Source organism: Streptomyces sp. V1I1 (genome assembly GCF_030817355.1).
Taxonomy (GTDB): Bacteria; Actinomycetota; Actinomycetes; order Streptomycetales; family Streptomycetaceae; genus Streptomyces.
The window spans coordinates 6,439,090-6,465,473 of the sequence record NZ_JAUSZH010000001.1; the positions used below are offsets into that span (position 1 = coordinate 6,439,090).

Consider the following 26,384-nt stretch of genomic DNA (forward strand, 5'->3'; position numbering starts at 1 on the left):
CGTGCCCACCCCCGCGAAGATCGGCGTATCGGCAACGTCTAGAGTGGCGTGGTACGCGCAAGTCTTTACCCGGTCTTCACTCCGGGAGCTTGCTGGGAATTCTCTGTCAGGGGTGTACGTGACGGCCGTCGAGTCCCGACCCGCAGGGGTCGTCTTGACTCCCAGCCCGGGGGGCCATCGGCCGTTCGGGGCCCGCGTCAAGGCATTCGTGGCGCTGACCAAGCCGCGGATCATCGAGCTGCTGCTGATCACCACCGTCCCGGTGATGTTCCTGGCCGCGCAGGATGTGCCCGACCTTTGGCTCGTGCTCACGACGTGCATCGGCGGTTACCTCTCGGCCGGCGGCGCCAACGCGCTGAACATGTACCTCGACCGCGACATCGACGCCCTGATGGACCGTACGTCGCAGCGCCCGCTGGTCACCGGAATGGTGTCGCCCCGCGAGGGCCTGGTCTTCGGCCTGGTACTCGCCGCCGTCTCCACCCTCTGGTTCGGGCTGCTCGTCAACTGGCTGTCCGCGGCACTGTCACTCGGCGCGCTGCTCTTCTACGTCGTCGTCTACACGATGATCCTCAAGCGCCGAACCTCGCAGAACATCGTCTGGGGCGGCATCGCCGGCTGTATGCCGGTCCTGATCGGCTGGTCCGCCGTCACCAACTCGCTGTCGTGGGCCGCGCTCATCCTCTTCCTCGTCATCTTCTTCTGGACGCCGCCGCACTACTGGCCGCTGTCGATGAAGGTGAAGGAGGACTACGCGCGCGTGGGCGTCCCGATGCTCCCCGTCGTCGCCTCCAACAAGGTCGTCGCCCGCCAGATCGTCCTCTACAGCTGGGTGATGGTCGCGGTCTCGCTGATGCTGACGCCGCTCGGCTACACCGGCTGGTTCTACACCGTGGTGGCGCTGGCGACGGGCGGCTGGTGGCTCTGGGAGGCGCACTCGCTGCAGAACCGCGCGAAGGGCGGCGCCACCGGCGCCAAGCTCAAGGAGATGCGGCTCTTCCACTGGTCCATCACCTACGTCTCGCTGCTCTTCGTGGCCGTCGCGGTGGACCCCTTCCTGCGCTAGCTACCAGTGGGTAGCATCCTGTTCATGGCAGACACGAAGCAGGCCAAGCAGGTCAAGCAGGCAGAGCGCAAGGCGGCCAAGCTCGCCAAGCAGATCGGCGCCTTCGCCAAGGCGCACGGCGGCGCCGAGGGGCAGCTCGCGTACCTCGGTCAGATGGGCACCCGCATCGTGCTCGTCGGCGAGGACGGCACCTGGGGCGACCTCGTGGCGCCGAGCCACGACATCGCGCAGGCCGCCGCCGAGAAGGCCGGGATCACGCTCCACGAGTCGTTCGACGGCGAGTTCGCGGCGAAGGTCCGCACTGGTCCGTACGAGTGGACCCGGATGGCGGGCATCCAGGTCGGAGGCCCGTCCAATAGCTGACCAACACCTCGTGCGGGTGTCACCCGTTAGGACTGTGCAAGCACAGTCCATGACTGGGAGCCCGGATGATCGACACCCCGACCCTCGTGGACCAGTACTGCCACGGCGTGCTCCGTACGGAGCTCGGCCTCGGCACCTTCGAGGCGCATCTGGGCCGGACCGCCGGGCCGCCGGCCCCCGGCACCACCTTCTTCGACACGCAGACCGGCTTCGCGGTACGGCGCTGGTGCCCGCCGCTGCTGGGTCTTGAGCCGCACTGCCCGCCCGCCCGCTATCTCGCCCGCCGGCGTGAACTGGGTGTGCTGGAGGCGGGCAGGCGGCTGCTGAGGGGCAGCGGAATCTCCACCTATCTAGTGGACACCGGGCTGCCGGGGGATCTCACCGGGCCGCCCGAGATCGCCGCCGCGGGCGCGGCCGAGGCCCGTGAGATCGTCCGCCTCGAACTCCTCGCCGAACAGGTCGCCGACACCTCGGGCACCGTCGAGAGCTTCCTCGCGAACCTCGCCGAGGCCGTGCACGGAGCCGCCGCGTCCGCCGTCGCCTTCACCTCCGTCGGCGCCGTGGGCCACGGGCTCGCCCTCGCGCCCGAGCCACCGGGCCCCGGGGAGGTGCGCGGGGCGGCCGGCCGCTGGCTGGCCGCACGGCATGTCGGCGGCAAGCTCACCGATCCCGTACTGGTGCGGCATCTGCTGTGGATCGCGGTCGCATCGGGACTGCCGCTCCAGCTCCATGTCGGCGTGGAGGACCCGATGCTGATGACCGGCTTCGCGGCCGCCACCGCTGGTCTCGGCACCGATCTGGTGCTGCTGCACGGCTATCCGTACCACCGCCATGCCGCGCATCTGGCGAGCGTGTACCCGCATGTGTACGCCGATCTGGGGCCCGCCCTGGTGCACACGGGGGCGCGCGCCGCGGCCGTGCTCGCGGAGATCCTGGAGCTGGCGCCGTTCGGGAAGCTGCTCTTCTCCAGCGGCGCGCGCGGGCTGCCCGAGCTGCATGTGGTGGGCGCCCGCATCTTCCGTGAGGCGCTCGCCCGGGTGCTCGGCGGCTGGGTCGGCGACGGCGCCTGGGCCCGTACGGACGCGGAACGGGTCGCCGGGATGATCGCGGCCGGCAATGCCGCCCGCGTCTACGGACTGTCAGACGCTCGATAGCGCCGAGTCGGTCCGGTCCGGGATCCCGGCATCCGTCAGCGGCCGCTCGCGCAGGCTCAGCGCGAGCCGCACCACCGCGATCCACATCAGCGCGGAGCCGAGCATATGGGCGGCGACCAGGGCCTCGGGAACCCCGGTGAAGTACTGCAGGTAGCCCACTCCCCCCTGCAGGAGCAGCACGATCAGCAGGTCGCGGGCGCGCGCCCGGGTGTCGTCGGGGGCGTCGACCACCCGCAGCACCAGCCACATCGCGACGGCCAGCGCGCAGACCACCCAGGCGGCGATCGCGTGGACGTGTGCGGCGTCCACCCAGTCCCAGGGCATGCGCGGCACATCGCTGCTGTCGCCGGCGTGCTTGCCGGAACCGGTCACCGAGGTGCCCAGCGCGATCAGCAGTATGGAGGTGACGACGATTGCCCACGACAGCTTGCGGACCGGGCGCGGGACGCGCGGGCGCGGTGCGCCGTCGCCCTCGCGGGACCGCTGCCAGGTGACGGTGGCGACCGTGAGCAGCCCGGTGGCGAGCATGAAGTGCCCGGCCACAGTCCACGGGTTGAGGCCCGCCCACACGGTGATGCCGCCGAGCACCGCGTTGCCCATCACGATCCAGAACTGCGACCAGGCGAGCCGGGTCAGTCCGCGCCGCAGCGGCTTGACCGCGCGTGCCGCGATGATCGTCCAGCCGACCGCGGCCGACAGGACGTACGTCAGCATCCGGTTGCCGAACTCGATCGCGCCGTGGATGCCCTGCTCGGGCGTGGCGAAGAGGCTGTCGTCCGTGCACTTGGGCCAGGCGTCGCAGCCGAGGCCGGAGCCGGTCAGCCGGACCGCGCCGCCGGTGACGATGATGACCACGCTCATCACGACGGCGGAGAGCGCGGCGCGCCGGAGCGTTTTGGGAGTCGGCGTCCAGCGCTGGGCGATATAGGCGAGGGGGGTCAGCACGGGCCCTATCGTAAACGGGCGATTGTGCACGTTTTCACGAGGGGTCCGGTCCGGGGATGGTCCGGGTACGGCCCGGTCGCGCGGTCCAGGTCAGGGCGGTGCGTACGTCAGCCGGAAGCGCGCGCCGTCGAGGTGGTCCTCCTCCTCCCACCACACGGCGATCCGCCAGTGCACCGACGGCGGCGGACGGTCGGGCGAGTGCACGAACGCGTCGGTCAGCTCGGCGGCGACCGCCTCGGCGCTGCGGTCGGCCACCGCGTCCCTGCCGCGCCAGGGGTATGTCATCGGGGTCCAGGTCCCGTCGGCCTCCTGGACGTCGAACCGCCACACCGCACGCCAGGAGCGCGCCCGCAGGATCCGGCGGACCTCCGTGCCGTCCAGCCGCAGCCCCTCGGCGATCGCTTCCGCTTGCACACCTTCGATACGCGCCGCCACCACCGCCAGCGGCAGCAGCCGCTCCGGGAGCAGGTCCTGCTCCCGCAGCCGGGTCAGACCGCCGTCGAAGGGGCAGCGCCGCAGCCTGCGCTCCAGCTGGTCACCGAGGTGCTCGAGGGCCGCGGCATGGGCGGTCTCGCGCGCATCGGGTGCTCCGGGAGCATCGGGCGCATCGAGAGCCGCCGGCCACAAGGTGTGGAACTCGCGCTCCGCCCGTACCGCCCAGGCCGCCGCGTCCACCGGCTCTCCCAGCTCCTCCAGCCGGTCGCCCAGGAAGACATGGGCCTGAGCGAGGCCCTCCCGGTTGCGCGGCTCCGACCCGTCCAGGCTCTCCCAGACCTCGATGGCCCGGCGGGTGGCAGCCAGCGCCGCGAGCCCGTCCTCGCGGTCAACGGGCGGGGGCTGCTCCCCGTTCGGGTGAAAGGCGTACCGCGGCATGCCGAGCTCGTCGCTGAGCGGGTCGGCGAGATACACGGACTGGTTGATCAGCGCTCTGGCGTACCAGCGGGCGTGCTCCTCGTCGTGCCTGGCGGGCTCCTCGCAGCGCTGGACCGCCTCGCCGACGGCACTCAGCGCGTCCTCGCGTCGGCCGGTGTCGAAATGGTGCCGTGCCAGATCGCCGTACCGCAGGCTCAGCCTCGCGGCGAGCGAGAGATCGTCATCGGCGTGCGGGGCGAGCGCGGCGATCAGATCCGTCAGCATGCGCTCGCGCTCGCCGGGTGAGACGCCGGCTCTGCCGGACCTCACCTTGGCCCATTCCGCGTCCAGTCGCAGCGCGGCAGTCCGGTCCATCGAGGCCTCCCACCGTGCGAATCTCAGCGGGCTCATCCTGGCGCGTGCGTCACTCCCAGCGGAAGAGCCGGGCGGCCGCGCCCAGTGCGAGCACTGCCCAGACGGCGAGGATGCCGAGATCGCCCCACGGCATCGCGGCACCGTGCTGGAGCACATCGCGCAGACCGTCCGAGAGCGCTGAGATCGGCAGCAGCGCGAGCACCGACTGGACGCCGTCCGGGAACCTGTCCAGCGGCACGATCACGCCGCCGCCCACCAGGAGCAGCAGAAAGACCAGGTTGGCGGCTGCCAGCGTCGCCTCGGCCCTGAGCGTCCCGGCCATCAGCAGACCGAGGCCGGAGAAGGCGGCGGTGCCGAGGACGAGCAGCAGCAGTACGGAAAGAGGGTTGCCGTCCGGGGACCAGCCGAGCGCGAACGCGATCACGGTCAGCAGCACGATCTGGAGTATCTCGGTGGCCAGGACCGAGAGCGTCTTGGCGGTCATCAGCGCCCAGCGGGGGAGCGGCGAGGCGCCGAGCCGCTTGAGGACTCCGTACCGCCGCTCGAAGCCGGTCGCGATGGCCTGCCCGGTGAAGGCGGTGGACATCACGGCGAGGGCGAGGACACCGGGGGCCAGGAAGTCGACCGCCCTGCCTTCTCCCGTGTCGATGATGTCGACGGCCGAGAACAGCACCAGCAGGAGCGAGGGGATGATGACGGTGAGCAGCAGCTGCTCGCCGTTGCGCAGCAGCATCTTCGTCTCGAACGCGGTCTGCGCCGCGATCATGCGGGGCAGCGGCGCGGCGCCGGGCGCCGGGGTGTACGTACCGACGCTCATGAGCGCAGCTCCTTGCCGGTCAGCTCAAGAAAGACATCCTCCAGGGTGTGGCGCTCGACCGAGATGCCGCCGGGCATCACGCCGTGCTGTGCGCACCAGGACGTCACGGTCGCCAGCAGCTGCGGGTCCACCTGGCCGGTGATCCGGTACGCGCCGGGCGTGAGCTCCGCCGCCTCCGTGCCGTCCGGCAGCGCCTTCAGCAGCGAGCCGACGTCCAGGCCGGGCCGCCCCGTGAAGCGCAGCGTGTTCTCGGCGCCGCCGCGGCAGAGCTGTTCCGGGCTGCCTTCGGCGACGACCTTGCCCGCATCGATGATCGCGACATGGTCCGCCAGCTCTTCGGCCTCGTCCATGAAGTGGGTGGTGAGGACGGTGGAGACGCCGTCCGCGCGCAGTTCGCGTACGAGCTCCCAGGTGGACCGGCGGGCCTGCGGGTCCAGGCCGGCGGTCGGCTCGTCCAGGAAGACCAGTTCGGGGCGGCCGACGACGGCCATCGCCAGGGCGAGCCGCTGCTGCTGGCCTCCGGAGAGCCGCCGGTAGGTCGTACGGCCGCAGCCGCCGAGGCCGAGCCGCTCGATCAGCGCGTCCACGTCCAGTGGATTGGCGTGCAGTTTCGCCATGTGGCGGAGCATCTCGTCGGCGCGGGCGCCGGAGTAGACGCCGCCGGACTGGAGCATCACGCCGATCCTGGGTCGCAGCTTCGCGGCGTCGGCGACCGGATCGAGGCCGAGGACCCGAACCGTTCCGGCGTCGGGGCGGCGGTAGCCCTCGCAGGTTTCGACCGTGGTGGTCTTGCCCGCTCCATTGGGGCCGAGGACGGCGGTCACGGAGCCCTGGGGGACCTCGAGGTCGAGGCCGTCCACGGCCGTCTTGGATCCGTACCGCTTGACCAGTCCCCGGATCTGGACGACGGGCTCGCTTCGCATGCCGGGAAGTCTAGGCGGGGTGGCAAGGCCGCCGGGGGGCGGGGCCGGGTCCTCCCGCAGAAGGGCAGGGACACCCGGGACAGGAATGGCCTGAACTGACTATTGAGGCGTTCTTCACATGAACCTGCCAACTCCTTCACGATCGAGTGTCGGTACGAACCCACTCACGAAGGAGCGTTCGTGGCTAGACGCAGACCGGGGCGGCGGGCAGCACTCGCCGCCCTGACCGCCATATCCGTAGCCCTGCCCCTCGCCCTCGGCGCCGCCCCCGCGCACGCACAGGACCCCGACGCCGCCTTACGCTCCGGTCCCTCCGCGTATCGGATCAAGACCGAGGCCGGCGTCCTCGCGCAGCTCGACGCCAAAGACAGGGCGACCTTCTGGGTCGCCCTGACGCATGAGGCGGACACCTCGGCCGCCCGCCGGGCCAAGGGCAAGACTGCCAAGGCACGCACGCTCTACGAGACGAAGCTGGCGTACGCCAAAAAGTCCCAGGCCCCGCTCAGGGCTCTGCTGGACAGCGCGGGCGTCCGCTACGAGTCCTTCTGGATCGCCAACACCCTCAAGGTCACCGCCGACAAGGCGCTCGCCGAGAAAATCGCGGCGCGCACCGACGTCGCCGCGCTCGAGGCCGACGACCCGATCACCATCCCCGACCCGCTGCCGGGGAAGAACGAACCGCGCCTGGACGCCGTCGAGTGGAACATCGACCGGATCAACGCCCCCAAGGTCTGGTCCGAGCTCGGCGTACGAGGCGAGGGAGTGGTCGTCGCCAGCATCGACTCCGGCGTGCAGTTCGACCACCCGGCCGTCAAGGCGAAGTACCGCGGGCTGAAGTCCGACGGCAGCTACGACAACGCCTACAACTGGTTCGATCCGGCCAAGGTCTGCACCGGCACCGCCCCCTGCGACAACAACGGCCACGGCACCCACACCATGGGCACCATGGTCGGCGACGACGGCGCGGGCAATCAGGTCGGCGTCGCCCCCGACGCCAAGTGGATCGCCGCCAAGGGCTGCGAGTCCAGCTCCTGCAGCCGCGACTCGCTGCTCCGCTCCGGCCAGTGGATCGTCGCCCCCACCGACCCGGCAGGCGCCAACCCTCGCCCCGACCTCGCACCGGACGTGGTGAACAACTCCTGGGGCAGCACTGTCCTGGACCCCTGGTACAAGGAGGTCGTGCAGTCGTGGCGGGACGCGGGCATCTTCCCGGCGTTCTCCAACGGCAACAGCGGCCCCGGCTGCAACACCTCGGGCTCGCCCGGCACGTACACCAACTCGTACTCCTCCGGCGCCTTCGACATCAACAACGCCATCGCGTCCTTCTCCTCGCGCGGCACCGGTGAGGCCGGCGGCCTCAAGCCCAACCTCGCCGCACCCGGCGTCAACGTCCGCTCCTCCTGGACGGGCGGCGGCTACAACTCCATCTCCGGTACGTCGATGGCCTCACCGCACACCGCCGCCACCGTGGCGCTGATGTGGTCGGCGTCGCCCGCGATCCGCGGCAATGTCGCCGAGACCGAGAAGCTCCTCGACTCCACCTCCGTCGACGTGGACAACACCAGCTGCGGCGGCACGGCCGCCGACAACAACGTCTTCGGTGAGGGCCGCCTCGACGCGTACGCCGCCGTCACCGCCGCCCCGCGTGGCGCGCTCGGCGCGGTCAGCGGCAAGGTCAGCACGGCCACCGGCCCGCTCGCCGACGCCACCCTGCGCTTCGAGGGCCCGATGAAGACGACCGTCACCACCGGCGCCGACGGCGGCTACGCCCTGCCGAAGCTGATGGTCGGCGACTACACGGTCAGGGTCGCCAAGTTCGGATACGTCGCGGCCCAGGGCGCCGTCACCGTCGTCGAGAACGGCAGCACGGTCAAGGACTTCGCGCTCGACGAGGCCGCGTCCGCCGATGTCACCGGCAAGGTCACCAGCCATGGCGGGGCCGAGGCGAGCGCCGTCGTCACCGCCCAGGGCACCCCGGTCACCACCAAGTCCGGCGCCGACGGCGCGTACACGCTGCGGCTCCCGGTCGGCACGTACGACCTGGCCGTCACCCCCGGCCACCGCTGCGCATCCGCGACCAGCGTCCGCGTCGAGGTCACCGGGAACACGGTCAAGGACATCGTCCTGCCCGACCGGACCGACGCTTTCGGCACCGCCTGCACGGTGGGCGCCGGCGACTTCCCGGCGGGTGCCACCAAGCTGGCGTACACCAGCACCACCTTTGGCACGGCCTCCTTCGAGCTGCCGTTCCCGGTGGCGTTCTACGGACGCACCTACCGGTCGGCGAGCGCGTCCATCGACGGGGTGCTCTCCTTCGGGACCGCCTCCACCTCCAGCAGCAACACCACTCTGCCCACCACCTTCGCCCCCAACGGCTCGCTCTATCCGTTCTGGGACAACCTCACGGTCGACGCCGACGCGGGCGTGTACTGGTCCGCGACCGGCACCGCCCCGCACCGGAAGATCGTCGTCGAGTGGCGCAACGCGCTGATCGCGGCGACCACGGCCGAGCGGGTCTCCTTCGCCGCGGTCCTCGGCGAGGACGGCTCCGCGTCCTTCCAGTACAAGGACATCTCCGGAACCGGATTCGAGAACGGCTCCGGCGCGACCATCGGTGCCGAGAACGCGACCGGCACCGACGCGCTTCTCTACTCCTTCAATGAGGGCACCGTCCGCGACGGGACGGTCATCGCCTTCCGTACGACCAAGACCGCGGTCGTCGCGGGCCGGGTCACCGACGCCAACGACAGCAAGCCGGTGACGGGCGCGTCCGTCGCGGTGAGCAGCGCCGGCACGGCCACCGGCAGCGACACCACCGGCGCCGACGGCGGCTATCTCCTCCAGGTGCCCGCCGGTGCTCCGTACGACATCGCCGTCTCCGCCCCCGCCTACACCGGGGCGAGCGCCCAGCAGACCCCGAAGCCGGGTGAGATCGCGGTGTCCGACACGGCCCTCAAGACCGGCCGGGTCGCCGCCGACAGCACGGCTCTGACCGTCGTCGTACCGGCGGCGCAGCAGCGCGCCCGTACGCTCACCCTCGCCAACACCGGCTCCGCCACCCCCTTCACGGTCGCCGAGAAGGACGGCAAGAGCTGGATCAAGGCGGCGCCCGGCACCGGACAGCTGGCGGCCGGCGCATCGCGGCAGGTCGCGCTCAGCGTCGACACCACCGGGGCCGCCCCGGGCACGGTCCTGACCGGGACCTTGCAGGTGAAGTCCGACAGTGGCCGCAGACCGGTGATCGACATCCCCGTCACCGTGGTCGTGCCCGCCTATCAGACGGCGATCGACACCGGCACAGCCAAGTCCTCGGTGGATGCCCTCGGCGACACCTGGGGGCCGGACCGTAAGCACGCCGCGGGCGCGTACGGATATCTGGGCAGCGCCAGTGAGCTCTCCACCACTCGTTCGATCACGGGCGCGGCCGACCCGAAGCTGTTCCGGACCGCCCGCCAGGGCATGTACGAGTACCGCTTCGACGGCCTGCCGGCCGGCACCTACCGGATCGAGCTGGGCTTCGCGGAGCTGAGCTCCAAGGATCCGACGGACCGGGTCTTCGACGTGATGGCCGAGGGGACGCAGTACGTGCCCAACCTTGACCTGGCGCTGGAGGCGGGCGTCCGTACCGCGCACGAGCGGGGCTTCACGGTGAAGGTCACCGACGGCCGGCTCAACCTGCGTTTCGTGGCGAATTCCGGCAAGACTCTGGTGAATTCGATCAGGGTCACGGACCGCCCGGATCTTGCCGGGTAATTCCCCGGTGATTCCCTGGTCAGGGCCCGTCCGGCAGCTGCCGGACGGGCCCTGCGGTTAGGTGACCCTTAGTGATGAAGCGCACCGGTTCACGCCTCGGACGGCGGTTGTCACTGTCAGAGGAATTACGCAACAATGGCGTTGTGAAAAACGTCGGCGAGGCTCCGCACGAGGAACTCGCGACCGGTGAGCACTCCACGCGCAACCGGGTCGCGCGCTCCATCCTGGACCACGGCCCGTCCACCGTGGCCGATCTCGCAGGTCGCCTCGGCCTCACCCAGGCCGCCGTCCGCCGCCACCTCGACTCGCTCGTCACCGAGAACGTCATCGAGCCCCGTGAGCAGCGGGTCTACGGCGCACGCACCCGTGGGCGACCCGCCAAGGTGTTCGCGCTGACCGACTGCGGCCGGGACGCCTTCGACCAGGCGTACGACGCACTGGCCGTGGACGCGCTCCGCTGGATCGAGCGGACCGCAGGGGGAGGGGCAGCCGGAGAGGCGGCCGTCGCCGCCTTCGCCCGCAACCGCCTCGAGACACAGGCGGAGGCTTACCGCGAGGCGATAGAGGCCGCACCACCCGAGCAGCGCACCGAAGCGCTGGCCAAGGCTCTGAGTGCCGACGGGTACGCTGCTACGGCGCGTAACGCACCGGTCGGCGAGCAGCTCTGCCAGCACCACTGCCCGGTGGCCCATGTGGCCGAGCAGTACCCGCAGCTGTGCGAGGCGGAGACCGAGACCTTCTCGCGCCTGCTCGGTACGCATGTACAGAGACTGGCCACCATCGCGCACGGCGACGGGGTCTGCACGACGTTCATCCCCAAGACCACGACACCATCAGCATCTGCAAGCACGGCCGGGAGGAACCCCGCATGACTCTCCCCACGGAGACTGCCCACCCCGAACTCGAGGGTCTGGGTACATACGAATTCGGCTGGGCCGACTCCGACGCGGCCGGTGCCGCGGCCAAGCGCGGCCTGTCCGAGGAAGTCGTCCGCGACATCTCGACGAAGAAGAACGAGCCGGAGTGGATGCTGAAGCTGCGACTCAAGGGTCTGCGGCTGTTCGACAAGAAGCCCATGCCCAGCTGGGGCTCGGACCTGTCGGGGATCGACTTCGACAACATCAAGTACTTCGTGCGGTCCACCGAGAAGCAGGCGGAGTCCTGGGAGGACCTGCCCGAGGACATCAAGAACACGTACGACAAGCTCGGTATCCCGGAGGCGGAGAAGCAGCGCCTGGTCGCCGGCGTCGCCGCCCAGTACGAGTCCGAGGTCGTCTACCACCAGATCCGTGAGGACCTGGAGGAACAGGGCGTCATCTTCCTGGACACGGACACCGCGCTGAAGGAGCACCCGGAGCTCTTCCAGGAGTACTTCGGCACGGTCATCCCGGTCGGCGACAACAAGTTCGCCTCGCTGAACTCCGCCGTGTGGTCCGGTGGCTCGTTCATCTACGTGCCCAAGGGCGTGCAGGTCGACATCCCGCTGCAGGCCTACTTCCGTATCAACACGGAGAACATGGGCCAGTTCGAGCGGACGCTGATCATCGTCGACGAGGACGCCTACGTCCACTACGTCGAGGGCTGTACCGCCCCGATCTACTCCTCGGACTCGCTGCACAGCGCTGTCGTCGAGATCATCGTCAAGAAGGGCGGCCGCTGCCGCTACACGACGATCCAGAACTGGTCGAACAACGTCTACAACCTGGTCACCAAGCGCGCCGTGGCGTACGAGGGCGCGACCATGGAGTGGGTCGACGGCAACATCGGCTCCAAGGTGACCATGAAGTACCCGGCCGTCTACCTGATGGGCGAGCACGCCAAGGGCGAGACCCTGTCCATCGCCTTCGCGGGCGAGGGCCAGCACCAGGACGCCGGCGCCAAGATGGTCCACATGGCCCCGAACACCTCGTCCAACATCGTCTCCAAGTCGGTGGCGCGAGGCGGTGGCCGCACGTCCTACCGCGGTCTGATCGAGATCGGCGAGGGCGCGCCGGGCGCGAAGTCCAATGTGCTCTGTGACGCGCTGCTGGTCGACACGATCTCGCGGTCCGACACCTACCCGTACGTCGACGTCCGCGAGGACGACGTGTCCATGGGCCACGAGGCGACCGTCTCCAAGGTCTCCGACGACCAGCTCTTCTACCTGATGAGCCGCGGCATGACCGAGTTCGAGGCGATGGCGATGATCGTGCGCGGCTTCGTCGAGCCGATCGCCAAGGAACTGCCCATGGAGTACGCGCTGGAGCTCAACCGGCTGATCGAGCTGCAGATGGAGGGCTCGGTGGGCTAGCACAGCCTGACGGCCCGCCGTCCCGAGCAGCGACTGTTTTTCTGTCTGACGTAGGAAGAGAGCAAGACGACAGCCATGGCTGAGGCTCAGAACATTCCGGCGGGGTCCACCACTGCCGGTTCGATCGCGGTGGCCGCCGAGTCGACCGTCGCCACCCGCATGAGTGCGCCCCCGTCCTTCGACGTGGCGGACTTCCCGGTCCCGCACGGCCGCGAGGAGGAGTGGCGCTTCACTCCGCTGGAGCGGCTGCGCGGTCTGCACGACGGCACGGCCGTCGCCAACGGCACCGGCATCAAGGTCGACATCGACGCCCCCGAGGGCGTCGTCGTCGAGACCGTCGGCCGTGAGGACGCGCGGATCGGCCGGGCCGGCACCCCTGTGGACCGGGTGGCCGCCCAGGCGTACTCCTCCTTCGAGAAGGCCTCGGTCGTCACCGTGCCCAAGGAGACCGTGCTCACCGAGCCGGTCCGGATCGCCGTGCACGGCGAGGGCGGCACCGCCTTCGCCCACCAGGTCATCGAGCTCGGCGCGTTCGCCGAGGCCGTGGTGGTCATCGACCACACCGGTGACGCGGTCGTCGCCGCCAATGTCGACTTTCTGCTGGGCGACGGCGCGAAGCTCACCGTCGTCTCCGTCCAGGACTGGGACGACAAGGCCGTCCACGTCGCCCAGCACAATGCGCTGGTCGGCCGGGACGCATCCTTCAAGTCGATCGTGGTCACCTTCGGCGGCGACGTCGTACGCCTCCACCCGCGCGTCCAGTACGCCGGTACCGGCGGCGAGGCCGAGCTCTTCGGCCTTTACTTCACCGACGCCGGCCAGCACCAGGAGCACCGTCTGCTGGTCGACCACAACGCCCCGCACTGTCGCTCCAACGCCGCCTACAAGGGCGCCCTCCAGGGCCAGGACGCACACGCCGTCTGGATCGGCGATGTCCTGATCGAGGCCAAGGCCGAGGGCACCGACACGTACGAGATGAACCGCAACCTCGTCCTCACGGACGGCGCGCGGGTCGACTCCGTGCCGAACCTGGAGATCGAGACCGGCGAGATCGTCGGTGCGGGTCACGCCTCCGCCACCGGCCGCTTCGACGACGAGCAGCTCTTCTACCTGCAGTCCCGCGGCATCCCGGCCGACGAGGCCCGCCGTCTGGTGGTCCGCGGCTTCTTCGCCGAGCTGGTGCAGAAGATCGGCCTGCCCGATGTCGAGGAGCGCCTGCTCGCCAAGATCGACGCGGAGCTGGAGGCGTCGGTCTGATGTCCTTTGTACGAGCCTGTGCGCTGAGCGAGCTGGAGGAGGGCACCCCGAAGAGGGTGGAACTCGACGGCACGCCCGTCTCGGTCGTCCGAACCGAGGGCGAGGTGTTCGCGATCAACGACATCTGCTCGCACGCGAACGTCTCGCTGTCCGAGGGCGAGGTGGAGGACTGCCAGATCGAGTGCTGGCTGCACGGCTCCAGCTTCGACCTCCGCACCGGCAAGCCGTCCGGCCTTCCCGCGACGCGCCCCGTCCCCGTATACCCCGTAAAGATCGAAGGGGACGATGTGCTCGTCTCCGTCACCCAGGAGTCCTGAGTCACCCATGGCAACGCTTGAAATCCGCGACCTGCACGTCTCCGTCGAGGCCGAGAACGGCCCCCGGGAGATCCTCAAGGGCGTCGACCTGACCGTGAAGCAGGGCGAGACCCACGCCATCATGGGCCCCAACGGCTCCGGCAAGTCGACGCTCGCGTACTCCATCGCGGGTCACCCCAAGTACACGATCACCAGCGGCACCGTGACCCTGGACGGCGAGGACGTCCTGGAGATGACCGTCGACGAGCGCGCCCGCGCCGGCATGTTCCTCGCCATGCAGTACCCGGTCGAGGTCCCCGGCGTCTCGGTCTCCAACTTCCTGCGCACCTCCGCCACCGCGATCCGCGGCGAGGCCCCCAAGCTGCGTACCTGGGTGAAGGAGGTCAAGTCCGCCATGGAGCAGCTCCAGATGGACCCGGCCTTCGCCGAGCGCAATGTCAACGAGGGCTTCTCCGGCGGTGAGAAGAAGCGCCACGAGATCCTTCAGCTGGAGCTCCTCAAGCCGAAGATCGCGATCCTCGACGAGACCGACTCCGGCCTGGACGTCGACGCCCTGCGCCAGGTCTCCGAGGGCGTCAACCGCGTCCACGAGACCGGCGAGGTCGGCACCCTGCTGATCACGCACTACACGCGCATCCTGCGCTACATCAAGCCCGACTTCGTGCACGTTTTCGCGAACGGCCGTATCGCCGAGTCCGGCGGCGCCGAGCTCGCCGACAAGCTCGAGGCCGAGGGCTACGAGGCATACACGAAGGGTGGCGTATCCGCGTGACACAGCTGCCGGGCCTCCTCGACACCGAGGCGATCCGCAAGGACTTCCCGATCCTGGACCGCTTGATCCATGACGGGAAGAAGCTCGTGTACCTGGACAACGCGGCGACGTCACAGACGCCGCGCCAGGTGCTCGATGTGCTGAGCGAGTACTACGAACAGCACAATGCCAACGTCCACCGCGGCATTCATGTGCTAGCGGAGGAGGCCACGGCGCTGTACGAAGGCGCCCGCGACAAGGTCGCCGCCTTCATCAACGCGCCGAGCCGCGACGAGGTGATCTTTACCAAGAACGCCTCCGAGTCGCTCAACCTCGTGGCCAACATGCTCGGCTGGGCCGACGAGCCCTACCGCGTGGACCACGAGACCGAGATCGTCATCACGGAGATGGAGCACCACTCCAACATCGTGCCGTGGCAGCTGCTCTCGCAGCGCACCGGTGCGAAGCTGAAGTGGTTCGGCCTCACCGACGACGGCCGGCTCGACCTGTCCAACATCGAAGAGATCATCACCGAGAAGACTAAGATCGTCTCCTTTGTGCTGGTCTCCAACATCATGGGCACGATCAACCCGGTCGAGGCGATCGTCCGCCGCGCCCAGGAGGTCGGCGCGCTGGTCCTGATCGACGCCTCGCAGGCCGCCCCGCACATGGTGCTGGACGTGCAGGCGCTGCAGGCCGACTTCGTGGCCTTCACCGGCCACAAGATGTGCGGCCCGACCGGCATCGGCGTGCTGTGGGGCCGGCAGGAGCTGCTCGAGGACCTGCCGCCGTTCCTCGGCGGCGGCGAGATGATCGAGACCGTGTCGATGCACTCGTCGACGTACGCCCCCGCGCCGCACAAGTTCGAGGCAGGTACGCCCCCGATCGCCCAGGCCGTCGGCCTCGGCGCGGCCGTGGACTACCTCTCCGCGATCGGCATGGACAAGATCGCCCAGCATGAGCACGTCCTCACCGAGTACGCGGTGAAGCGGCTGCTCGAGGTCCCGGACCTGCGGATCATCGGCCCCACCACGGCCGAGGAGCGCGGCGCCGCGATCTCGTTCACGCTTGGGGATATCCACCCGCACGACGTGGGCCAGGTCCTCGACGAGCAGGGCATCGCGGTCCGGGTCGGCCACCACTGCGCGCGGCCGGTCTGCCTGCGGTACGGAATTCCTGCGACCACGCGGGCGTCGTTCTATCTGTACTCCACGCCCGCGGAGGTCGACGCGCTGATCGACGGGCTGGAGCACGTACGGAACTTCTTCGGCTGAAGGGCTGGGACGTGAAGCTTGATTCGATGTACCAGGACGTCATCCTGGACCACTACAAGCACCCGCACGGGCGGGGCTTGCGGGATGGCGATGCCGAGGTGCACCACGTCAACCCGACCTGCGGCGACGAGATCACTCTGCGTGTGCGGTACGAAGGCTCGCTGATCGCGGACATCTCGTACGAGGGCCAGGGCTGCTCCATCAGCCAGGCCAGCGCGTCCGTGCTGAACGAGCTGCTGGTCGGCAAGGAGCTCGCCGAGGCGCAGAAGATCCAGGCGACCTTCCTGGAGCTGATGCAGTCCAAGGGTCAGGTGGAGCCGGACGACGCGATGGAGGAGGTGCTGGAGGACGCGGTCGCGTTCGCCGGCGTCTCCAAGTACCCGGCCCGCGTGAAGTGCGCGCTGCTGAGCTGGATGGCGTGGAAGGACGCGACCGCCCAGGCGCTGGGTGAGGCCCCCGAGAGGAAGACGGCATGACTGAGAACGCAGGGACCGCACTGAAGCCGGCCTCCGAGGAGGAGGTCCGCGAGGCGCTGTATGACGTCGTCGACCCCGAGCTGGGCATCGACGTCGTCAACCTCGGCCTGATCTACGGCATCCACATCGACGACTCCAATGTCGCGACCCTGGACATGACGCTGACGTCCGCGGCCTGTCCGCTGACCGATGTGATCGAGGACCAGGCGAAGTCGGCGACGGAAGGCCTCGTCAACGAGCTGAAGATCAACTGGGTCTGGATGCCGCCGTGGGGCCCGGACAAGATCACGGACGACGGACGCGAGCAGCTGCGCGCGCTGGGCTTCAACGTCTGAGCGTTTGAGACCAGCCGCCTGAGTCCAGCGGTCTGGAACCCGGCTCCGCCGGGTTCCACGAAACGGCCATGCCCGCCAGGCACGCTGGCGAGCATGGCCGTTTCGCCGTACACCGTCGTCGTCGACGCCCACGATCTGCTGGCGCTCGCCCGCTTCTGGAGCCAGGTCCTGACTGGAAGGTGGTCTTCGAGGCCGATGACGAAATCGTCATCGGGGCCGACGAGTCCGCCCTGCCGGGGCTCACCTTCGTGCCCGTGGCCGAGCGCAAGACCGTCAAGAACCGGCTGCAGATCGACCTCACACCCGACGCACAGGCCGCCGAGGTGAGCGAAGCGAGATGGGGTCCCCCGGCCGAAGGCTGGGGGAGGATCATCGGGCTCGGGGCGGTGCGGGCCGATGTCGGGCAGCGGCCCCAAGCGACCTGGGTGGTGCTCGCCGACCCCGAGGGCAACGAGTTCTGTGTGCTGCGGCCGAAGAAGACGCTGCTCGACTAGGGGCCGGTGGGCCGTGTTATGTACGAGCGTACGCAACGTTGTGTACTCTCGTACACATGGGATACGGACTGCTGGCCGCGGCGATCGCGGCGGAGGTGGCCGGCACGACGGCCATGAAGTACAGCGAGGGCTTCACCCGGCTGTGGCCCTCGCTGCTCACCGTCGCGGGCTATGTGCTCGCCTTCTCGCTGCTCGCCCAGACGCTGAAGACCATGTCGGTGGGCACCGCATACGCGATCTGGGCCGGTGTGGGCACGGCCGCGATCGCCGCCATCGGCATGATCTTCCTGGGCGAGTCGACCAGTCTGGTCAAGATCACGGGCATCGCGCTGGTGATCGTCGGCGTGGTGGTCCTCAACATGGGCGGTGTCCACTGATGGCGCGGCGGTACGACCCCGGGCGGCGTCAGCGCATCATCGACGCGGCGATCCGGGTGGTCGGCAAAAGCGGGATCGCCGGGCTCAGCCACCGCACTGTGGCGGCCGAGGCCGATGTGCCGCTCGGCTCGACGACGTATCACTTCGCCTCCCTCGACGAGCTGTTGGTCGCCGCGTTGCGCCAGGCCAACGAGGGGTTCGCGGCGATGGTCCGGAAGAGCGGCGCGCTCGTCGACCCGGGCGCCGACCTCGCCGAGGGGCTCGCCCGGGTGATGGGGGAGTGGCTCGCCGGGGAGCGTACGGGCGTGGAGCTGGAGTACGAGCTCTATCTGGCGGCTCTGCGGCGGCCCGCGCTGCGGCCGGTCGCCGCGGAGTGGTGCCAGGAGCTCGCCGTGATCCTGGCCCGGCGGACCGATCCGGTCACGGCGCGGGCGCTGGTGGCGCTGATGGACGGGATCTGTCTGCAGGTGCTGCTGACGGACGCTCAGTACGAGGTGGAGTTCGCGCGGGAGATGCTGGCGCGGATCATCGCCCGAGGGTGATGCGTCCGGGGGGATGTGCCCGAGGGTGATGCGTCCGGGCTGATGCGTCCGGGGGTGACGCGTCCGAGGGGATGCGCCCGAGGGGATGCGCCCGAGGGTGATGCGTCCGGGGGTGACGCGTCCGAGGGTGACGCGTCCGAGGGGATGCGCCCGAGGGTGACGCGTCCGAGGGGATGCGCCCGAGGGTGACGCGTCCGAGGGGATGCGCCCGAGGGTGATGCGTCCCTGCCGCTGTTGACCCACGGGTGACCGCGCTGCGATAGTCAGTTCCTAAAAGGAACTCACTGGGGCGGGGTACATGAGGATGCTGCGGGACGTGCCGCGGGCGGTACGGCTACTGGCCTTCGGCGGGTTCTTCAACTCCGCCGTCAGCCTCACCTTCGTCTACCTCTTCGTGTACCTGACGGGACCGCGTGGGCTGACCGTCACCCAGGCCGGGCTGATCAGCGGCATCGGCGGTGCGGGACTGGTCGCCGGGAACTTCACCGGCGGCTGGTACGGCGACCGTTACGGCCACCGCCGCGCCCTCCTCGCCGGGGCGACCGTGAGCGGCGCGGTCCTGGTCACCCTCCCGCTGCTCCCCGTCGCCGCGCTGTACGCGGCGCTGCCGCTCGCCGAGTACGCCTCCGGCGTCGTACGCGCCGCCAACTCCGCGCTAGTCGCCGTCTCCGTCCCCGAGGGCGCACGCCGCCAGGGCTTCGCCGTGATGCGCTTCGCGGGCAACGCCGGCTTCACCGTCGGACCCCCGCTCGGCGCGCTGCTCGCCGCCCACACCTCGTACGACTGGCTCTTCGCTGTCGACGGCCTCGGCACGCTCGCCTTCGCCGCGTACGCATCGCGCGTGCTCCCGGCCCGCGCCTCGGTGCACGCCAAACCCGCCCACGACCCGGACGCTCCGTCCGTCTGGCGCGAGCTGCGCGCCAGGCCCACGGTGCTGGTGCTGCTCGCCGCGATCCTCTGCGTGGACCTCGTCTACCGGCAGCAGTACTCCACACTGCCCGTCTTCCTCGCCGACCACGGTCTTGGCACCCAGGTCTACGGCTGGCTGCTGGCCATCAACGGCGGCGTCATCCTCTGCCTCGAACTCCCCGCAGCGCACGCCCTGCGCAAACGCGCCCCGCTCTCCATCGTCGGTACCGGACTGCTGCTCGTCGGACTCGGCTACGCCGTGCTGATACCGGGCGCCGGGCTGCTGTTCGCGATCACCATGATGCTGTCGCTGACAGCGGGCGAGATCCTCTACAAGACCACCGCCACCGCCTACGTCGCCGACGAGGCCCCCGCCCATGCGCAGGGCCGCTTCCAGAGCCTGTACGCGGGAGCCTCCGTCAGCGGCCAGGTGCTTGCCCCGCCGCTGGGCGGAGCCCTCTACTCCACCGCGCCCGGCTTGCTGTGGCCCGCCTGCGCGGTCCTCGCGGGGGCCGCCGGAGCCGCGGTTCTGGCGGCCGGGAGGCTCCGTACGCGCCCGTCAACTGAGACCGGTTCGCTCCCGCGGGCCCTTGCCGGTTAGCGTTCCACCATGACTGACTCGCCCGACAGCACCACTGCTACTCGCACCACCGGCGCCGTCGCCGCCGGACTCGCCACCCTGACCGGCGATGGCACCGTCCTGGACACCTGGTTCCCCGCCCCCGAGCTCGTCGCCGAGCCCGGGCCCGCCGGGACCGAGCGGCTGACCGCCGAGCGTGCCGTCGAGCTGCTCGGTGAAGGGGCCGCCAAGGCCATCGGCCCGGATGCCCGCCGCGGCGTCGAGGTCGTCGCCGTCCGTACGGTCATCGCCTCGCTCGACGACAAGCCGCTGGACGCGCACGACGCGTATCTGCGCCTGCACCTGCTGAGCCACCGGCTGGTCAAGCCGCACGGCCAGAACCTGGACGGCCTCTTCGGGCTGCTCGCGAACGTCGCCTGGACCTCGCTCGGCCCCGTCGCCGTCGACCAGGTGGAGACCGTGCGGCTGAACGCCCGCGCCGAGGGTCTGCACCTCGCCGTGACGAGCATCGACAAGTTCCCGCGGATGACGGACTACGTCGCGCCCAAGGGCGTACGCATCGCCGACGCCGACCGCGTCCGGCTCGGCGCGCACCTCGCCGAGGGCACCACCGTGATGCACGAGGGCTTCGTCAACTTCAACGCCGGCACGCTCGGCACGTCGATGGTCGAGGGCCGCATCTCCGCGGGCGTCGTCGTCGGCGACGGCTCGGACATCGGCGGCGGCGCCTCCACCATGGGCACCCTCTCCGGCGGCGGCAACGTCCGCATCGTCATCGGCGAGCGCTGCCTGATCGGCGCGGAGGCGGGCGTCGGCATCGCGCTCGGCGACGAGTGCGTCGTCGAGGCCGGTCTTTACGTCACCGCGGGCACCCGGGTCACCATGCCCGACGGGCAGATCGTCAAGGCCCGTGAGCTCTCCGGCGCGAGCAACATCCTCTTCCGCCGCAACTCGGTCACCGGCTCCGTCGAGGCCCGCCCGAACAACGCGGTCTGGGGCGGCCTCAACGACATCCTGCACAGCCACAACTAGTTGCCCGGGGCCGCCCGGGCAGCCGGTTCGTTCTCAACAGCCGGACAGGCTCGATTCCGCAAGCAGCTCCTCGTACGCCACGCGCAGCCCGCAGGTCGCCTCGCGGCCCGCGGGCTGTAGCGGTTCCCGGACCGGGCCCGCGTCCAGCAGCGCCTTCGCCGTCACCGTGCCGGGCAGGCCCGACGCCATCATCAGCTCGGCCAGGGGGAGCGTGAGCCCGTTGAGGCGGGCGGCCTCGGCGGTGGCGCCCTTGTCGTACGCGTCGAGCACCGCGCGCAGCTGTCGCGGCGCGACATTCGCGACCGTGCTGACGAAGCCCGCGCCGCCCACCGCGTACAGCGGCAGATTCAGCTCCTCGCAGCCCGAGTAGTAGGCGAGCGAGGTGCGCGCGATCACCTTGGCCGAGCCGAGCAGGTCGTACGCGCAGTCCTTGACCGCGACGATGCGGGGGTGCCCGGCGAGGCGCAGGACCGTGTCGGGCTCGATGCGGGTGCCGGTGCGGCCGGGGATGTCGTAGAGCATCACGGGGAGTGCGGTGGCATCGGCGACCGTACGGAAGTGGGCCTCGACCGCGTCCTGCGGCGGGCGGCTGTAGTAGGGCGTGACCACCAACAGGCCGTCCGCGCCCGCGTGTTCGGCCGCGCGCGCCAGCTCGACGGTGTGCCGCGTGGATGCGCTGCCCACGCCCGCGACGACGGCGGCGCTGTCGCCGACCGCTTGGCGTACGGCTCGTACCAGCGCGGTCTTCTCGGCGTCGGTGGTGGTAGGGGACTCGCCTGTGGTGCCGTTCAGGACCAGCCCGTCGCAGCCTTCGGCCACCAGACGCACGGCGAGGCGCGCGGCCGCGTCCAGGTCCAGCTCACCGGCGGCGGTGAAGGGCGTGATCATCGCGCAGAGGGCGCGGCCGAACGGTCGTGGTGTGGTCATGCTCCGCAGTGTCGACCCGCTGGACAGTGAAGGTCCACTTAGATCTTCTTGGAGTCAAGGGTAAGCAGTGCTGAACAGTGGACCGACTGCGGCGCGCACACTCCGGCTGTTGACCTCAACCATGGTTCATGTTTCACGATGGTGATCAGCGGCGCACCGCAGGGGCGCGCCGATCGAGGAGGCATCGCCATGAGCGTGACCGTGCAGCCCGACTCCCGGCCCGACCTCACCCGCACCGGGGTCGGCGTCATCAAGGTGTCCACCTGGGACGTCGGCACGCCCGAGCGGCAGCGGGCCGTCGTCGACGCCATCGCCAAGGCATGGCAGAGCCGGGACTGGCCCGATGCCGGACTGCTCTCGTACAGCGTCCACATCGGTGAGGACGGCAGGACCCTCCTCCACTACTCGCAGTGGACGGGCGGGGATGCCTACCAGGAGTTCTTCCGCACCTTGCGGGACGAGCGGAACGCGGAGATCGACGCCACCGTGCCCGGCGTCGAGCGGCTCGGGCTCCATTCGTACGAGCTCTACCGCAGCGGCGCCCTGGGCGCCGACGACCGGCGCGTCCCGGGCTGCGTCGTGATCGTGGACGTGGAGTTCGAAGGACCCGACCCCGCCCGTCAGCGGGCCTGGGTGGACGGGGTCTTCGAGGCGCTGGTATCCGAGCCGCACCCGCACCCGGGCGGGATCTCCGGGCATTTCCACATCAGCGTCGACGGGACACGCGTACTCAACTACGCCGAGTGGGAGAGCGCCGAGGCCCATCGCGAGGCCCTGGCCGCGCCCGGCGACGGGGTGGGGTCGAGGACCGAGCGGTGGGCCAAGGTGCAGAACTTCCCCGGCGTGACCGGCGGCGGCGTGAACCGGTACACACCCGCGCTGAGCCTCAGCGCGGGCGTGTAGCCGGGACGGGCCTTACGGGCGGAAGCGCAGCACCTGCGGGTCGTGGTCGCTGTTCTGGTCCGCGAACTCCGCGTTGATGTGCACGCTGTCGTACGCGAAGTCGTCGATCGACGGGCTGGTCAGGATCTGGTCGAGGACCTGGCTGTTGCCCTGGTAGACGTACGAGTAACGCTCCGAGCGCGGCAGCGACTTGACCGCCGGGTAGAGCGCGCCGCCGTCGGTGAGGGCCTTAGTCGTCGCCGAGAACTCGAAGTCGTTGATGTCACCGAGGACAAGCACGTCGGCGCGGCGGTCGGCCTTCAGGATGTCCTTGACGAAGGCGTTGACCGCCTGCGCCTGCTCGAGGCGCTTGGTCTCGGAGGAGCGGACCGGCGGCTGGTGGTGCGAGGTCAGGCCCTCGTCGCCGCCCTTCGAGCCGAAGTGGTTGGCGATCACGAAGACCGTGCGGCCGCGGAAGGTGAACTCGCCCGCCAGCGGCTTGCGGCTGCTCCCCCAGGCGGCGTTCGCCGGGTCGATCCGGCCCGGGGAGAGCGTCAGCGCCGCCCGGCCCTTCTCCTCCACGACACCGGTCGCCGTCTTCGCGTCGCCGCCCGGCCGGTCCGTGAAGGAGACCCGCTCCGGGTTGAAGAGGAAGACCTGGCGGATGTTGCCGCCGGGCTCGCCGCCGTCCTTGTTGTTCTCGGGGTCGATGGTCCGCCACTCGTACGCCGGGCCGCCCGCCGCCGCGATCGCCGCGGTGAACTTCTTCAGCGTTTCGCCCGCCGCGACCGTGCCGTCGTTCTTGGCGCCGTTGTCGTCCTGGATCTCCTCCAGGGCCAGGATGTCGGGCGAGGCAAGGTTGTTCACCACGGCGGCCGCGAGCGCGTCGAACTTCTCCTGCGGGTCGGAGGGGTCGAGGTTCTCCACGTTGTACGTGGCGACCGCCAGCTCACCGCGGCTCTGCTTGCGCGTCGTCTCACGCTCCAGGCCAAGGTCGGCGACCGTGCCGAGCGTGCGGGCCGTGATGGTGTAGCCGCCGAACTGGTTGAAGTCCAGGGGCCCTTCGGTCGTCCCGGCCAGCACATCCCCGACATTCGCCTTGGGGAAGGGCTGCTGGGCGAGCGGCGTCAGCGACTGGATCTGCAGCCGGCCGGTGTTCTGCGAGGTGTACGAGCCGTAGACCGCGCCGCCGCGGCGGTTCGCGTGCTCGAACGGCTTCACCGTCACCCACAGCTCCGCGAACGGGTCGGTGGCGCCGACGACGCGGGAGGTGCCGATGCGTACGTTCGCGCCCTCCAGCGACTCGTAGTAGTCCAGGGCGTACTTACGGGGTTCGAGGGGGAGGGCGTTGATGCTGCTGCCCGCCGCCGCGTCGCCGGCCGGGGCGTACGCCGAAGGCACCGACCACGCGGAGATCGTGACCGGCGCGGGCAGTTCGTTGCCGGAGGAGACGACGGTGACGGCCGGCTTGGTGATCTCCGTCAGGGACTGGTTGCCGGAGGACGTGCCGCCCGGGACGTACTCGGTGACCGTGCCGGAGACCAGCACCTTGTCGCCGACTGCGACAGTCGGGGCGGAGCCGGTGAAGACGAAGACACCCTCGCTGGTGGCGGGGTTGGAGTCCGCCTCCGGGTCCTGGAGCCAGAAGCCCCTGGAGCCGTAGGTCCGTACGCCCGTGACGACTCCGGGAACCTCGGTCACCTGCTGTCCGGCCAGCGGGGATGTGCGGGTGGTGCCCTGGATGTCATGGATCCGGACCGCGGCGGCGGAGGCGGCGTCGGCGGAGGCGGCGGAGGAGCCGGCGAGCAGGCCGGCGGCCAGCGCGGCGGCGACGACGGCCGCGACAGCGGCCGTTCTCGGTGCGACGGAGGAAGGCATCAAGGAACTCCGGAGGTGAGGGATGAGAGGCGGGGATTGGATTCCCCGAATGGTTCTACGCGCGTCAATCTCTTGGTTGGGCAGGGGAGTTGTCAAGAGTTGACGGGTGTACGGAGGCCGACGGATCGGTGAACCTGCGCACGGGAAGCACACGGCGCGCGGTCGCGCTCCCGTGCGTACTGCCCGGGCGCGGCGAAACCCGGTGAAATGCGTCTACGCTGGGGGCCGCCCGGACCCCGTACGCCCGAGGAGAACCACCAGATGCCCGAGGACCGCCCCACCCTGCCGCCGGTACGGCTGCACCCGGACGCGGAGCTGGCGCGGGACGCGCTCGCCACGCCGCTGCTGACCAGGGCCATCCGGCTCGCCCGCTGGGCGGGTCCGGACACCCGGGTCGGCGCAGGCGGCGAACTCGTGGACGAGCAGCTGCCCGCGGCCGCCGAAGAGCTGGGCCTCGGGAGCGACGGCGACGGACCTGCGTACGCGAGCGAGGCGTGGCGCGCGGCCGTCGACACCGGCCTCGTGGAGGTCCAGGAGCCGGGCGACGACGCCGCCGAGCACGGCACGGTCACCGCGGGCGAGAATCTCGCGCTGATCACCTCGGGCGGGCCGCAGGACATCCTCGCCATCTGGCTGGAGGCCCTGGAGGCCGTGTACGCAGACGCCATCGCGCCGCTGCTCGACGACCTGGCCGAGGTGATCGGCGAGGACGGGGAGATCGACTACGAGGCGCTGGACTGGGACCCGGACGCCGAGGCGGAATTCCTCGACGGGGTCCTCGGGAATCTCTATCTGCTCACCGTCGCGGAGGGCGGCGCGGGCGAAGGGCCGGTGCCGCTGCCCGCGCTCGCCGCGTCGATGATCGTGCCCGACGATATGGGCGAGCCCACCGACGACGTACTGGAGCAGGTGTCGGTGGCGATGATGCGGCTGGACGACCAGTTCCGGCTGTTCGAGCCGATCGGCCTGGTCGAATACCGGCCGGTGGACGAGGCGTTGATGGCGGAGGAGGGCGAGGAGTCCGTGGCGCCGGTGGACGACGAGGATGTCTCCCGGTACGGAATGGTCAGGCTCACCCCGCTCGGTCTGTACGGCATCAGGGCCCGGATGCTGGAGGCGGGGATCGACGCGCCGACGGTGGGGGATCTCGCGGACAAGGGCGCGGACGTACTCCTCGACGGGCTCGCGCAGTTCCCGGAGCCGGCGGCCCGGGCCGAGACCGAACAGTGGCTCGCCCGGCGTGGCCCGGTCGACGCCGCGCGCGACCTGCTGGCCGCGGCCCGGGGCACGGACGCGGGCGCTCCGCTGCGCCGTCTCCACTGCCAGCAGGCGCTGGCCCTGGTGGGCCCGCAGGCCGAACCGGCGGTCCGCGCGGTCCTCGACGACGCGGAACTGGGCGGCCTGGCGCGGGTCTGGCTGGCGGAGCGCGGCGCGACGGACGTACCGGCGCCGCCGGAGTCGATGATCTTCTGGCTGGCGATCGACACGATTGCGGCGCAGCTGGACGCGGAGGGCGAACTGGAGGAACTCCAGGGCTTGGTGGAGGACCTGGTCGGTCAGCACAGCGGCTTCTTCGAGGCGTCGTGGCGGGTGGACCACCCGGCGACGGCGGAGGTGCTGGAGGCGATGGGCAGGCTGCACCGGGACAAGGCTGCGGCGAAGGAGGCCCGCAAGGCGGCCTTCAAGGCACGGTCGCGGTCGGGCGGCTGAGCCCCCGGTCAACTGATCCCGGTCAACCGATCCTCGGTCAACTGATCTCCGGTCAACCGATCCTCGGTCAACTGATCTCCGGTCAACCGATCCTCGGTCGTATGA

The 26,384-nt window shown here is 70.2% G+C and carries 24 protein-coding genes and 1 pseudogene; 19 read left to right on the forward strand and 6 right to left on the reverse strand.

Annotated features, from left to right (window positions below; all coding sequences use genetic code 11):
- Positions 1-118: 118 nt before the first annotated feature.
- From QFZ67_RS30115 to QFZ67_RS30125, 3 genes are all read left to right on the forward strand, one after another.
- Positions 119-1,066 carry a heme o synthase gene (locus QFZ67_RS30115; protein ID WP_307664204.1) on the forward strand — a complete coding sequence of 316 codons (948 nt, stop codon included), beginning with the start codon at positions 119-121 and terminating at the stop codon, positions 1,064-1,066.
- Between the two features lie 24 nt (positions 1,067-1,090).
- Positions 1,091-1,429, forward strand: a complete 339-nt coding sequence (locus tag QFZ67_RS30120) for a hypothetical protein (protein ID WP_307664205.1) — start codon at positions 1,091-1,093, stop codon at positions 1,427-1,429.
- A gap of 65 nt (positions 1,430-1,494) precedes the next feature.
- Positions 1,495-2,583, forward strand: coding sequence for an amidohydrolase family protein (locus tag QFZ67_RS30125; protein ID WP_307664206.1), 1,089 nt, complete (start codon positions 1,495-1,497; stop codon positions 2,581-2,583).
- Here the strand turns inward: QFZ67_RS30125 and QFZ67_RS30130 are convergent.
- The 4 genes from QFZ67_RS30130 to QFZ67_RS30145 form a co-directional block, all read right to left on the reverse strand.
- Entirely contained in the window at positions 2,569-3,528 is a 960-nt protein-coding gene (locus QFZ67_RS30130) for a heme A synthase (RefSeq protein ID WP_307664208.1), read from the reverse strand. The genes QFZ67_RS30125 and QFZ67_RS30130 overlap by 15 nt on opposite strands.
- Positions 3,529-3,618: 90 nt before the next feature.
- On the reverse strand, positions 3,619-4,755 hold the full coding sequence (locus QFZ67_RS30135; protein ID WP_307664209.1) for a hypothetical protein: 1,137 nt from the start codon (positions 4,753-4,755) through the stop codon (positions 3,619-3,621).
- A gap of 49 nt (positions 4,756-4,804) precedes the next feature.
- A complete protein-coding gene (locus QFZ67_RS30140) occupies positions 4,805-5,572 on the reverse strand; it encodes an ABC transporter permease (protein WP_307664210.1) in 768 nt (255 codons plus the stop codon).
- Entirely contained in the window at positions 5,569-6,495 is a 927-nt protein-coding gene (locus QFZ67_RS30145; RefSeq protein ID WP_307664211.1) for an ABC transporter ATP-binding protein, read from the reverse strand. The genes QFZ67_RS30140 and QFZ67_RS30145 overlap by 4 nt, the downstream gene beginning before the upstream one ends.
- Before the next feature lie 180 nt (positions 6,496-6,675).
- Here QFZ67_RS30145 and QFZ67_RS30150 point away from each other — a divergent pair, with 180 nt between their 5' ends.
- The 14 genes and pseudogenes from QFZ67_RS30150 (at position 6,676) to dapD (ending at position 20,882) form a co-directional block, all read left to right on the forward strand.
- Positions 6,676-10,248, forward strand: a complete 3,573-nt coding sequence (locus QFZ67_RS30150; protein ID WP_307664212.1) for a S8 family serine peptidase — start codon at positions 6,676-6,678, stop codon at positions 10,246-10,248.
- Positions 10,249-10,391: 143 nt separating this feature from the next.
- Positions 10,392-11,120 (forward strand): metalloregulator ArsR/SmtB family transcription factor, encoded by a 729-nt coding sequence (locus QFZ67_RS30155; protein ID WP_307664213.1) that lies wholly within the window; start codon positions 10,392-10,394, stop codon positions 11,118-11,120.
- The gene (gene sufB / locus QFZ67_RS30160; protein ID WP_307664214.1) at positions 11,117-12,538 is read left to right on the forward strand and encodes a Fe-S cluster assembly protein SufB; all 1,422 of its coding nucleotides are present in this window, start codon (positions 11,117-11,119) and stop codon (positions 12,536-12,538) included. The genes QFZ67_RS30155 and sufB overlap by 4 nt, the downstream gene beginning before the upstream one ends.
- Positions 12,539-12,613: 75 nt before the next feature.
- Positions 12,614-13,795: a Fe-S cluster assembly protein SufD gene (sufD, locus tag QFZ67_RS30165; RefSeq protein WP_307664215.1), complete on the forward strand. Its 1,182-nt coding sequence runs from the start codon at positions 12,614-12,616 to the stop codon at positions 13,793-13,795.
- Positions 13,795-14,112 (forward strand): bifunctional 3-phenylpropionate/cinnamic acid dioxygenase ferredoxin subunit, encoded by a 318-nt coding sequence (locus tag QFZ67_RS30170; protein WP_307664216.1) that lies wholly within the window; start codon positions 13,795-13,797, stop codon positions 14,110-14,112. Before sufD ends, QFZ67_RS30170 begins: the two co-directional genes overlap by 1 nt.
- 7 nt (positions 14,113-14,119) lie before the next feature.
- On the forward strand, positions 14,120-14,884 hold the full coding sequence (sufC, locus tag QFZ67_RS30175) for a Fe-S cluster assembly ATPase SufC (RefSeq protein ID WP_307664217.1): 765 nt from the start codon (positions 14,120-14,122) through the stop codon (positions 14,882-14,884).
- Positions 14,881-16,137, forward strand: coding sequence for a cysteine desulfurase (locus tag QFZ67_RS30180; RefSeq protein ID WP_307664218.1), 1,257 nt, complete (start codon positions 14,881-14,883; stop codon positions 16,135-16,137). The genes sufC and QFZ67_RS30180 overlap by 4 nt, the downstream gene beginning before the upstream one ends.
- An 11-nt stretch (positions 16,138-16,148) precedes the next feature.
- Complete coding sequence (sufU, locus tag QFZ67_RS30185; RefSeq protein WP_307664219.1) at positions 16,149-16,613, forward strand: Fe-S cluster assembly sulfur transfer protein SufU; 465 nt, start codon at positions 16,149-16,151, stop codon at positions 16,611-16,613.
- The gene (locus QFZ67_RS30190) at positions 16,610-16,948 is read left to right on the forward strand and encodes a metal-sulfur cluster assembly factor (RefSeq protein ID WP_307664220.1); all 339 of its coding nucleotides are present in this window, start codon (positions 16,610-16,612) and stop codon (positions 16,946-16,948) included. Before sufU ends, QFZ67_RS30190 begins: the two co-directional genes overlap by 4 nt.
- Before the next feature lie 93 nt (positions 16,949-17,041).
- Positions 17,042-17,442, forward strand: a pseudogene (locus tag QFZ67_RS30195) (VOC family protein).
- 56 nt (positions 17,443-17,498) lie between these two features.
- A complete protein-coding gene (locus tag QFZ67_RS30200; protein ID WP_307664221.1) occupies positions 17,499-17,819 on the forward strand; it encodes a multidrug efflux SMR transporter in 321 nt (106 codons plus the stop codon).
- Positions 17,819-18,361: a TetR/AcrR family transcriptional regulator gene (locus QFZ67_RS30205; protein ID WP_307664222.1), complete on the forward strand. Its 543-nt coding sequence runs from the start codon at positions 17,819-17,821 to the stop codon at positions 18,359-18,361. Before QFZ67_RS30200 ends, QFZ67_RS30205 begins: the two co-directional genes overlap by 1 nt.
- A gap of 298 nt (positions 18,362-18,659) precedes the next feature.
- Positions 18,660-19,871, forward strand: a complete 1,212-nt coding sequence (locus tag QFZ67_RS30210) for an MFS transporter (RefSeq protein WP_307664223.1) — start codon at positions 18,660-18,662, stop codon at positions 19,869-19,871.
- 9 nt (positions 19,872-19,880) lie between these two features.
- On the forward strand, positions 19,881-20,882 hold the full coding sequence (gene dapD / locus QFZ67_RS30215) for a 2,3,4,5-tetrahydropyridine-2,6-dicarboxylate N-succinyltransferase (RefSeq protein WP_307664224.1): 1,002 nt from the start codon (positions 19,881-19,883) through the stop codon (positions 20,880-20,882).
- A gap of 33 nt (positions 20,883-20,915) precedes the next feature.
- Here dapD and dapA read toward each other — a convergent pair whose 3' ends face one another.
- Positions 20,916-21,809 carry a 4-hydroxy-tetrahydrodipicolinate synthase gene (gene dapA / locus QFZ67_RS30220; protein ID WP_307664225.1) on the reverse strand — a complete coding sequence of 298 codons (894 nt, stop codon included), beginning with the start codon at positions 21,807-21,809 and terminating at the stop codon, positions 20,916-20,918.
- 189 nt (positions 21,810-21,998) lie between these two features.
- Between dapA and QFZ67_RS30225 the strand changes: the two genes are divergently transcribed.
- Complete coding sequence (locus tag QFZ67_RS30225) at positions 21,999-22,712, forward strand: antibiotic biosynthesis monooxygenase (RefSeq protein ID WP_307664226.1); 714 nt, start codon at positions 21,999-22,001, stop codon at positions 22,710-22,712.
- 12 nt (positions 22,713-22,724) lie between these two features.
- Here QFZ67_RS30225 and QFZ67_RS30230 read toward each other — a convergent pair whose 3' ends face one another.
- Complete coding sequence (locus tag QFZ67_RS30230) at positions 22,725-24,569, reverse strand: endonuclease/exonuclease/phosphatase family protein (protein ID WP_307664227.1); 1,845 nt, start codon at positions 24,567-24,569, stop codon at positions 22,725-22,727.
- Positions 24,570-24,830: 261 nt separating this feature from the next.
- On the opposite strand from QFZ67_RS30230, the gene QFZ67_RS30235 reads away from it, so the two are divergent.
- Positions 24,831-26,279, forward strand: coding sequence for a hypothetical protein (locus QFZ67_RS30235; RefSeq protein ID WP_307664228.1), 1,449 nt, complete (start codon positions 24,831-24,833; stop codon positions 26,277-26,279).
- Positions 26,280-26,384 lie beyond the last annotated feature (105 nt).

Excerpts from the sequence above, each read along its gene's own strand:
- QFZ67_RS30190 (WP_307664220.1), top strand. The coding sequence starts at position 16,610 with ATGACTGAGAACGCAGGGACCGCACTGAAGCCGGCCTCCGAGGAGGAG.
- QFZ67_RS30140 (WP_307664210.1), bottom strand. The coding sequence starts at position 5,572 with ATGAGCGTCGGTACGTACACCCCGGCGCCCGGCGCCGCGCCGCTGCCC.
- sufC (WP_307664217.1), top strand. The coding sequence starts at position 14,120 with ATGGCAACGCTTGAAATCCGCGACCTGCACGTCTCCGTCGAGGCCGAG.
- QFZ67_RS30230 (WP_307664227.1), bottom strand. The coding sequence starts at position 24,569 with ATGCCTTCCTCCGTCGCACCGAGAACGGCCGCTGTCGCGGCCGTCGTC.
- dapA (WP_307664225.1), bottom strand. The coding sequence starts at position 21,809 with ATGACCACACCACGACCGTTCGGCCGCGCCCTCTGCGCGATGATCACG.
- QFZ67_RS30135 (WP_307664209.1), bottom strand. The coding sequence starts at position 4,755 with ATGGACCGGACTGCCGCGCTGCGACTGGACGCGGAATGGGCCAAGGTG.
- sufB (WP_307664214.1), top strand. The coding sequence starts at position 11,117 with ATGACTCTCCCCACGGAGACTGCCCACCCCGAACTCGAGGGTCTGGGT.
- QFZ67_RS30205 (WP_307664222.1), top strand. The coding sequence starts at position 17,819 with ATGGCGCGGCGGTACGACCCCGGGCGGCGTCAGCGCATCATCGACGCG.
- dapD (WP_307664224.1), top strand. The coding sequence starts at position 19,881 with ATGACTGACTCGCCCGACAGCACCACTGCTACTCGCACCACCGGCGCC.
- QFZ67_RS30170 (WP_307664216.1), top strand. The coding sequence starts at position 13,795 with ATGTCCTTTGTACGAGCCTGTGCGCTGAGCGAGCTGGAGGAGGGCACC.
- QFZ67_RS30125 (WP_307664206.1), top strand. The coding sequence starts at position 1,495 with ATGATCGACACCCCGACCCTCGTGGACCAGTACTGCCACGGCGTGCTC.
- QFZ67_RS30145 (WP_307664211.1), bottom strand. The coding sequence starts at position 6,495 with ATGCGAAGCGAGCCCGTCGTCCAGATCCGGGGACTGGTCAAGCGGTAC.
- QFZ67_RS30235 (WP_307664228.1), top strand. The coding sequence starts at position 24,831 with ATGCCCGAGGACCGCCCCACCCTGCCGCCGGTACGGCTGCACCCGGAC.
- sufD (WP_307664215.1), top strand. The coding sequence starts at position 12,614 with ATGGCTGAGGCTCAGAACATTCCGGCGGGGTCCACCACTGCCGGTTCG.
- QFZ67_RS30120 (WP_307664205.1), top strand. The coding sequence starts at position 1,091 with ATGGCAGACACGAAGCAGGCCAAGCAGGTCAAGCAGGCAGAGCGCAAG.
- QFZ67_RS30210 (WP_307664223.1), top strand. The coding sequence starts at position 18,660 with ATGAGGATGCTGCGGGACGTGCCGCGGGCGGTACGGCTACTGGCCTTC.
- QFZ67_RS30200 (WP_307664221.1), top strand. The coding sequence starts at position 17,499 with ATGGGATACGGACTGCTGGCCGCGGCGATCGCGGCGGAGGTGGCCGGC.
- QFZ67_RS30225 (WP_307664226.1), top strand. The coding sequence starts at position 21,999 with ATGAGCGTGACCGTGCAGCCCGACTCCCGGCCCGACCTCACCCGCACC.